Source organism: Holdemanella hominis (assembly GCF_014306155.1).
Lineage (GTDB): Bacteria > Bacillota_I > Bacilli_A > Erysipelotrichales > Erysipelotrichaceae > Holdemanella > Holdemanella hominis.
Window position 1 is genome coordinate 1 of the sequence record NZ_JACRWH010000112.1, and the last position, 1,503, is coordinate 1,503.

The window sequence follows — 1,503 nt, forward strand, 5'->3', positions numbered from 1 at the left end:
TCCGTCCTAATCGCCAGAATGAACGGAAAGTGAAAGCCAAATCACCGGTATCTTTCAACTATCGATATGATTAACACCTAATATTATATATTTTTTAAAATGTAGTAGCAATACTACAATTTTCGTCGTGCTTTCAAATAAAAACACCATCCAGACAATAGTATCTGGATGGTTCGTCATTTCTTAACTTAATGACATTGGTGCTACTGCCGCTATCTTTGTATTGATTGTTCAGTTTTCCAACGGATGTGGAACAGGATTTAGTATTGTTACAGCAAGATATTATGGTTCTAAAAATGAAAATGAACTAAAGAAAAGCGTTGCAGCATCTCTAATTTTAGGATTGATCATCTCCATTGTGATCACAATCGTTTCCTATGTTTCGATGCCATATCTATTAACAATTCTAAAGACTCCCAAAAGTATTTATCACGATTCATTAAACTACATTCGATGCATATCTGCCTTTTTAATCATCACCATGTTCTACAATTTAGGTGCCGGTATGTTACGAGCTATTGGCGATAGCCTAAGACCATTGATTGTACTTTTCTGCTCATCTATTATAAATATTGCGCTTGATATTGTATGTATCACAATACTCGATATGGGTGTATTTGGCGCAGCTGTAGCTACTGTTATTGCCCAAGTCATTTCAACTATAATTTGTTTCTTTTTAATTTTGAGAAAAGCTAAAATTTTGATACCTAGAAAAGAACATTTCCAAATTAAATCTTATATGATCAATGATTTGTTGGGACAAGGCTTTTCGATGGGGTTTATGTTTTCAATCGTATCCATTGGAACCATCATTCTTCAATCTGGAATCAACAGTCTAGGCACTCAAATCATTACAGCCCATACGGCTGCTCGAAAATTAATCTCGTTATTTTGTCTGCCTCTTTCTACATTGGCAGCCTCAATGGCAACGTTTGTCTCTCAAAACAAGGGAGCTCAAAATTATGAGCGAATTATAAAAGGGGTTCGTCTTTCAAACATCTGCGGTATTATATATCCCATCTTTTTAAGTATACTTATTTATTTTACAGCTGAAAATCTAGTCCACCTTTTATCTGGATCCAACACGCATGCCGTACTACAAAATGGCGCCATGTATCTAAAAATCAATATTCCATTTTTCATAGTATTAAGTATACTATTGAATTTAAGAAATGCGATTCAAGGCTTTGGATATAAAATAACACCTTTATTCTCTAGTATAATTGAACTCATTGGAAAAATTGTCTTTACATTATTTTTAGTTCCTACATTTAAATATTTAGGTGTATGCTTTTGCGAACCCATTATTTGGTGTTTAATGGCAAGCCAATTAATCTATTCATATCAAAAAATCATAAAACCATTTAAAGCGCAGAATTATTAAGAATATATAAAACTGGATAGGGATAAATCAACCTTTAAAAGTCATAGGGATTTTAACTCTGAGAAAGAGATATCCTTTAAACACTTTTAGGGTGAACATTTCCTATCTTTTTGTTACAG

At 33.1% G+C, this 1,503-nt stretch carries 1 protein-coding gene; it reads left to right on the top strand.

All coding sequences use genetic code 11. From position 1 onward, the window contains the following. Window positions 1–214 precede the first annotated feature (214 nt). Window positions 215–1,384: an MATE family efflux transporter gene (locus H8911_RS12100; protein WP_369410309.1), complete on the top strand. Its 1,170-nt coding sequence runs from the start codon at window positions 215–217 to the stop codon at window positions 1,382–1,384. The last annotated feature ends 119 nt before the right edge of the window (window positions 1,385–1,503 follow it).